We start from the raw sequence: 3,940 nt of genomic DNA, 5'->3' as shown, positions 1-3,940 counted from the left end.
CTCTTGAGGGGCATTGGGCATTAGTATTAAAAATTAGTATTTACTAGATTGAAAACTATTCTTTAGTCTCAATCCCTACTCCCAGTCCCCAATCTCTAGTCAAAATGCCTAATCAAATTTGGTTATCACAGTTAGAAAAACACCGAGCGATCGCAGTTATCCGCGCCCCTCAAATGGAACTGGGACAACAAATGGCAATGGCTGTAGCATCTGGGGGAGTGCAGCTAATTGAGATTACCTGGAATAGCGATCGCGCCGGGGAATTAATCAGTCAACTACGTTCGGAATTACCAGCCTGTATTATTGGCACTGGTACGCTATTTAATGTGGAGCAGTTACAAGATGCGATCGCATCTGGGGCGCAATTCCTCTTCACACCCCACGTTGATTCGGCAATGATTCAAGCAGCAGAAGAAAAAAATGTGCCGATCATACCAGGAGCGCTAACTCCTACAGAAATTGTTACCGCTTGGAGTCAAGGTGCTAGTTGTGTAAAAGTGTTTCCCGTGCAAGCAGTGGGAGGGGCTGATTATATCAAAAGTTTGCAAGGGCCACTAGGTCAGATTCCCTTAATTCCTACTGGCGGTGTCACTCTCAAAAATGCCAAAGAATTTTTGCAAGCCGGAGCGATCGCTGTCGGTTTGAGCGGTGAATTATTTCCCAAAAAGCTTGTCATAGAGGGAAATTGGTCAGCGATCGCAACTCAGGCAAAAAACCTAATGCAACAGTTAGGTTAACTTAGAATCAAATCATCAAAATTCACGTCTATTAAAGTAATAGATAGGGAAATAAAGGTGAAAACTGATAAGTTTCTCAAGACTTGATTATTTAAGTGTGAGTGTATCTAAAATGAAAAAACTGATTAATCCTGACTGGGTGCGTCGCTTACAAATACTCCTCACTGGTACAGCACTATCCGTAAGTGTTTTTACTACTACTGGAACGAGTGAAGTTTGGGCGAATTCCAAAAATCAAGTGATTGCACAAAAAATCCAGACATTACAAAAATCGGATAAGCGCTGGATTCAAATTGATCTTTCAAAGCAACGGTTAATAGCTTGGGAAGGTGACAGAGTGGTTTATGGAAGTGCTATTTCCTCTGGCAAAAAATCCACTCCCACTCTTATTGGTACTTTTAATATTCAATCCAAGTTAAAAACTACGCGAATGCGGGGAAGGGGCTATGACGTTCCCAATGTTCCTCATGCGATGTTTTACCAAGGTAATTACGGTATTCACGGGGCTTACTGGCATAAAAGGTTTGGCACTCCAGTCAGCCACGGTTGCGTAAATTTACCCGTTAAGCAAGCTCGCAATCTTTACAACTGGGCTAGGAATGGAACTTTAGTAGTGGTGCGGAAATAATTCGTAATTAAGAGTTGCAATTCTGCCTTTGATGTATGGACAGGTGCGCTCAGGGAGTTAAGCACCTGTCTATACATATTGCTAGACTAAAAACACATCTTCGAGGGATTTAGGAGCTATGAGCTACTCAACTACTCAACTACTTACCCTGGAGGAATTTCTAAAGCTCCCAGAAACAAAGCCTGCAAGTGAATATATTAACGGTGAGATTATTTCTAAGCCAATGCCAAAAGGGAAGCATAGTCGATTGCAGCTAAGACTCTGCAATAGCATCAACGAAGTAGCAGAAAGCCAAAAAATTGCTTATGCATTCCCAGAGTTGCGCTGTAGCTTTGGTATCCGCTCAATTGTCCCTGATGTATCGGTTTTTAACTGGTTACGAATTCCATTTGATGCTGATGGAGAAGTCCCCAACGATTTTTTGCTGTGGCCAGATTGGACAATTGAAATTCTCTCCCCAGAACAGAGTTCAAACCGAGTAATTGGCAACATCCTTTATTGCTTACAGCATGGTTGCCGATTAGGATGGTTAATTGATCCAACGGATCGCTCAATTTTGGTTTTCCGTCCGGGCCAACAACCAGAGTTATTGCAAAAGAGCGATCGCTTAGACGTTTTAGAAGAAATTAACCTAGAAATAACAGTAGAGCAAGTTTTTAGTTGGCTGAAGATGGAAAATAGCTAGCAAAAGAATTAGTTTAGTCTGCGGCAATAAAAGCGATCGTTTTGCTAAAGTCAGAGCACATTCCATTAGGATTTAGGAGCTATGAGCGCTATAACTACTCAACCTCTAACCCTAGAGGAATTTCTGAAGCTCCCAGAAACGCGTCATAGCCCGTCGTAGACATCGCTTAGTTCTCAAACAAACTACTATCAACGTGAAAAAAATTCCCTAAGACCTTAGCCATCTCCTGAGTAATTTCTTGTTTGCCACTCATAACTTGAGAAACAACCTCTCTTGAACCAAGAATTGCTACTAACTCATCTTCCTTAACATTCTGAGCATCGATCAGATGGAGAAACATTGAGTGTGCTGTTGATTCTCCCATTGGATAATGTTCATCCTCATATTTTTCTATCAGAGCAATCAACAAATCCAATAATGCCGACTCTTCCAAAGTTCGGTTAACTCGATGAGACAGTTCCTCTGCTAGTGTAATAGCTTGCTCATTTTCCTCATCTGTTTTAATCACTTTGGGTTGATATTGATTAAGCAAACTACCATAAGTTTCACGATTAAAAGTAAGGGTCATTTTTCCACTTATCCTTATCGTATTCTGCGTGCGTCAAAATGTATTTAAGATAAATTATTTGGTCACTATAAACCAAATCAACTATCAGACGATATTTGTTGCCTTTGATATTAAAAACAGTGAAATTACCAACAGCTTCTGCTTGAGGATAAACTGCTTGCACTTGGGCAAGATTATTCCATGTAGCTTTATTGGCAGCCTTATACCAGTTTTTAAGTGCATCACAGGAATCAGCATAATTTTGGCAAAATTCACGCAGCTTTTTACGACTGATAATGTGCATTATATCTAACTCAACTGTGCCACAAGTTGATTTTCCAACAGCGTATCATTCGTTAACAAGTCTTCAACGGTGATTCGCAAAAAGCGTTGATCATCAACTTGAAAGAGAATTTTGATGCGATCGCTTCCAGGATATCCGGCTGGTGTCAGTTGGGCAATCGTTCTCGCGCCTTCTTGATCGTTGAGAGGTTTGACGCTGGTTTCATTATTGTCCATACGGCGAGTAATTAAGCGATCGCCATCAAAATAAACTTCAGTACTACCTGTATCTGCTCCCAATTCTCCCATAATTAGTTCAATACTGGGTTGATTTTCCACTGAAGCGCCTAAGACTAATTCCACTGGTTGACTCATCGGATATGCTTGTCCAGCTTTAATTAAAGAATGCCATTTGTGGCGCTGATTGCGGCGATCCCAGTAGCGGATACCATAACTATGGTAGAGAAAGTCTTTGATTTGTACGCCTTGAGCTAACTGTAATGCACCTTGAGCGATCGCTTCAAAAGGACGTTCGCAACGGATTTTTTCTGGCTCAAAATACTGTTTGATCCATGTCTGCACTGCTGGCAATTGTACTGTGCCACCAACTAACAAAACTGCATTAATATCTGGAAGTTCTATCCCTTGCCGTCTTGCTTGCTGCAACAGCGTCGTCATCGACTCATCTAATAACTCAAAAAATGCGTGTTCTTTGAGGATATCGTCAAAAGTGTCGCGGTTTAGTTCCAGTTCATAACTTTCAAATGTTTCATCGTCAAAATAAACTTCACTAGCTTGGTTTTGGGTTGATAACTGAATTTTTACCCGTTCTGCCAATCTTGTTGTCAACGGACTTACCGCCAGTTCTTGAGTTTTAGCGAAGTAATCTACTAACCAGTTATCAATATCAGTACCACCCAGATTTTGCCCAGCTTTCGCCAGGACACGGGCTGTTTTGACTTTTTGTTTTGAATCTTCAGCCAGAGATTTATTACCCCACTTGAGGATAAACCCCAAGGGCTTTGTGCTTGCTTGCACGCTTTGATCCAACCGAACAAGGG

6 protein-coding genes are annotated in these 3,940 nt (G+C 41.3%); 3 read left to right on the top strand and 3 right to left on the bottom strand.

The window, feature by feature from the left end; genetic code table 11:
* The first annotated feature begins 104 nt into the window (after positions 1-104).
* The 3 genes from IQ229_RS16740 to IQ229_RS16730 all read left to right on the top strand — a co-directional run bounded on the left by IQ229_RS16740 (position 105) and on the right by IQ229_RS16730 (position 2,050).
* Positions 105-737, top strand: a complete 633-nt coding sequence (locus tag IQ229_RS16740) for a bifunctional 4-hydroxy-2-oxoglutarate aldolase/2-dehydro-3-deoxy-phosphogluconate aldolase (protein WP_194045595.1) — start codon at positions 105-107, stop codon at positions 735-737.
* 112 nt (positions 738-849) lie between these two features.
* Positions 850-1,365 carry a L,D-transpeptidase gene (locus IQ229_RS16735; protein ID WP_194045593.1) on the top strand — a complete coding sequence of 172 codons (516 nt, stop codon included), beginning with the start codon at positions 850-852 and terminating at the stop codon, positions 1,363-1,365.
* A gap of 118 nt (positions 1,366-1,483) precedes the next feature.
* Positions 1,484-2,050, top strand: coding sequence for a Uma2 family endonuclease (locus tag IQ229_RS16730; protein WP_194045591.1), 567 nt, complete (start codon positions 1,484-1,486; stop codon positions 2,048-2,050).
* A 166-nt stretch (positions 2,051-2,216) separates the two neighbouring features.
* Here IQ229_RS16730 and IQ229_RS16725 read toward each other — a convergent pair whose 3' ends face one another.
* The 3 genes from IQ229_RS16725 to IQ229_RS16715 all read right to left on the bottom strand — a co-directional run.
* Positions 2,217-2,618 (bottom strand): helix-turn-helix domain-containing protein, encoded by a 402-nt coding sequence (locus IQ229_RS16725; protein WP_194045589.1) that lies wholly within the window; start codon positions 2,616-2,618, stop codon positions 2,217-2,219.
* Positions 2,602-2,901, bottom strand: coding sequence for a type II toxin-antitoxin system HigB family toxin (locus IQ229_RS16720; RefSeq protein ID WP_194045586.1), 300 nt, complete (start codon positions 2,899-2,901; stop codon positions 2,602-2,604). The genes IQ229_RS16725 and IQ229_RS16720 overlap by 17 nt, the downstream gene beginning before the upstream one ends.
* A 5-nt stretch (positions 2,902-2,906) precedes the next feature.
* A partial coding sequence (locus IQ229_RS16715; protein WP_194045584.1) for an Hsp70 family protein occupies positions 2,907-3,940 on the bottom strand: 1,034 nt, incomplete at its 5' end.

The sequence above is a fragment of the Nostoc cf. edaphicum LEGE 07299 genome (assembly GCF_015207245.1).
Lineage (GTDB): Bacteria > Cyanobacteriota > Cyanobacteriia > Cyanobacteriales > Nostocaceae > Nostoc > Nostoc edaphicum_B.
This window is presented reverse-complemented; position numbering and strand designations above follow the sequence as displayed.

Excerpts from the sequence above, each read along its gene's own strand:
- IQ229_RS16740 (WP_194045595.1), top strand. The coding sequence starts at position 105 with ATGCCTAATCAAATTTGGTTATCACAGTTAGAAAAACACCGAGCGATC.
- IQ229_RS16735 (WP_194045593.1), top strand. The coding sequence starts at position 850 with ATGAAAAAACTGATTAATCCTGACTGGGTGCGTCGCTTACAAATACTC.
- IQ229_RS16730 (WP_194045591.1), top strand. The coding sequence starts at position 1,484 with ATGAGCTACTCAACTACTCAACTACTTACCCTGGAGGAATTTCTAAAG.
- IQ229_RS16725 (WP_194045589.1), bottom strand. The coding sequence starts at position 2,618 with ATGACCCTTACTTTTAATCGTGAAACTTATGGTAGTTTGCTTAATCAA.
- IQ229_RS16720 (WP_194045586.1), bottom strand. The coding sequence starts at position 2,901 with ATGCACATTATCAGTCGTAAAAAGCTGCGTGAATTTTGCCAAAATTAT.